Origin of the sequence: Nonomuraea sp. ZG12 (assembly GCF_052068115.1) — a bacterium.
Taxonomy (GTDB): domain Bacteria; phylum Actinomycetota; class Actinomycetes; order Streptosporangiales; family Streptosporangiaceae; genus Nonomuraea.
In genome coordinates, this window is the sequence record NZ_JBQHCW010000078.1 from 1 (window position 1) to 2,216 (window position 2,216).

Consider the following 2,216-nt stretch of genomic DNA (forward strand, 5'->3'; position numbering starts at 1 on the left):
TCCCCGACACCCAACCCCGGACGAGCCCCCACGAACTCACCCAACCGACCAGCCTGCGCCCCCAACCCAGCACCCGACCGCGCCGACACCAACCACGCCACCGCCGACCCCGACAACACCGGCAAACGCGGACTTTCGGTGGCGGGAGGCTCGACGGCCGCCTCGGCGGGCGCGTCTTCGGATTCGGGGACCGGCGCCTCTTCGAGGATGACGTGCACGTTGGTGCCGCTGATCCCGAACGCCGACACCCCGGCCCGCCGGGTACGGCCGTCGACCGGCCACGCGACCGGCTCGTTCAGCAGTCGGACGTCGCCGGCGGTCCAGTCGACGTGCGGGCTGGGCTCCTCGGCGTGCAGGGTGCGCGGCAGTTCCTGATGCTGCAACGCCAGCACCATCTTGATGATCGCGGCCACGCCCGCCGCAGTCTGGGTGTGCCCGATGTTCGACTTCACCGAACCGAGCCACAGCGGACGACCCTCCGGCCGGTCCTGGCCGTACGTCGCCAGCAACGCCTGCGCCTCGATCGGGTCGCCCAGCACCGTGCCGGTGCCGTGCGCCTCGACCGCGTCGACCTGGTCGGCCCGCAGCCCGGCGTTCGCCAGCGCAGTACGGATGACCTTCTGCTGGGAGGGACCGTTCGGTGCCGTGATGCCGTTGCTGGCGCCGTCCTGGTTCATCGCGCTACCGCCCACGACCGCCAGCACCTTGTGCCCGTTGCGCTGAGCGTCCGAGAGCCTCTCCAGGAAGAGCATCCCGGCGCCCTCACCCCAGCCCATCCCGTCCGCGTCGGCCGAGAACGGCTTGCACCGGCCGTCGAAGGCCAGGCCCTGCTGGCGGGAGAACTCCGAGAACGCGTACGGGGTGGACATGACCGCGACCCCACCGGCCAGCGCCATCGAGCACTCACGCGAACGCAGCGCCTGACACGCCAGATGAAGCGCGACCAGGGACGACGAGCAGGCCGTGTCCACCGTCACCGCCGGGCCCTCCAGCCCGAGCGTGTAGGACACACGTCCGGAGATCACCGAGGTGAGGCCGCCGATGAGCACATAGCCCTCGGCGCCGGCCTCATCGGCCAGGCCGTGCCCGTACCCGCCGAAGCCGGCGCCTGCGAAGACCCCGGTGGCGGTGCCTTTCAGGGACGCCGGGTCGATCCCGGCCCGCTCGACCGCTTCCCAGGCCGTCTCCAGCAGCAGCCGCTGCTGCGGATCCATCGTGATCGCCTCACGCGGGCTGATCCCGAAGAACCCCGGATCGAAATCCGCCGCGTCGTACAGGAAACCACCCACGAGGGCGGTGGCCGCGTCTGCGTCCATCCCGGCATAGACGCCCTCGGGGTCCCAGTTCCGGTCTGTGGGGAATCCGGCGATCGTGTCGGTGCCGGCGGACAGCAGGTTCCAGAAGTCCTCGGGTTCGCGGACGCCACCGGGGAACCGGCAGCCCATCCCGATGATGGCGATCGGCTCGCCGGGATCCGCCGCCGTGTGGGCCGCGATCGGCGCTCCGGAGTCGGCGAGGATGCCGAGCAGTTCGGTCCGCAGCAGTTGCACGACGGCAGCGGGGGTCGGGTAGTCGAAGACGAGCGTGGCGGGCAGTTTCAGCCCGGTCGCCGCGTTGAGCCGGGTGCGCAGGTCGACGGCGGTGAGGGAGTCGAAGCCGAGGTCCTTGAACGCCCGCCCGGCCGGTACGGCCTCCGCCGAGGCGTACCTGAGGACGGCGGCCACCTCGGCCCGGACGAGGGCGGTGAGGATCCGCTCCTGCTCGGCCCGGTTGAGGCCGGTCAGCCGGCGACCCAGCTCTGTCCCGGCCACCGCCTGCGTGCTGACGGCGGACGTCTGGGTGTCGTTGAGCGCCTGCTGGGCGTCGGGCAGGTCGGCCAGCAGAGGGCTGGGCCGTTGAATGGTGAAAATGGTGGCGAACCGGTCCCAGTCGATGTCCGAGACCGCGACCAGATCTTCCCCGGCATCCAGAATCGCCGCCAGCGCGCCGACGGCGACCTGCGGATCCATCTCCCGTACTCCGAGACGCTGGAGTATCTCACCGGCCGGGCCGTCGCCCATCCCGCCGCCGCCCCACAGCCCCCAGGCCACCGACGTCCCGGACAGGCCCCGGCTGCGGCGGTCCTCCACCAGGGCGTCGAGGGCGGCGTTGGCGGCCGCATACCCGGCCAGCCGGGCACTGCCCCAGGTCGCCGCACCGGAGGAGAACACGACGAA

1 protein-coding gene is annotated in these 2,216 nt (G+C 71.8%); it reads right to left on the minus strand.

The genetic code is table 11. From position 1 onward, the window contains the following. The coding region (locus ACTMTF_RS49280) for a type I polyketide synthase (protein WP_441117020.1) at positions 1 to 2,216 on the minus strand (2,216 nt) is incomplete at both ends.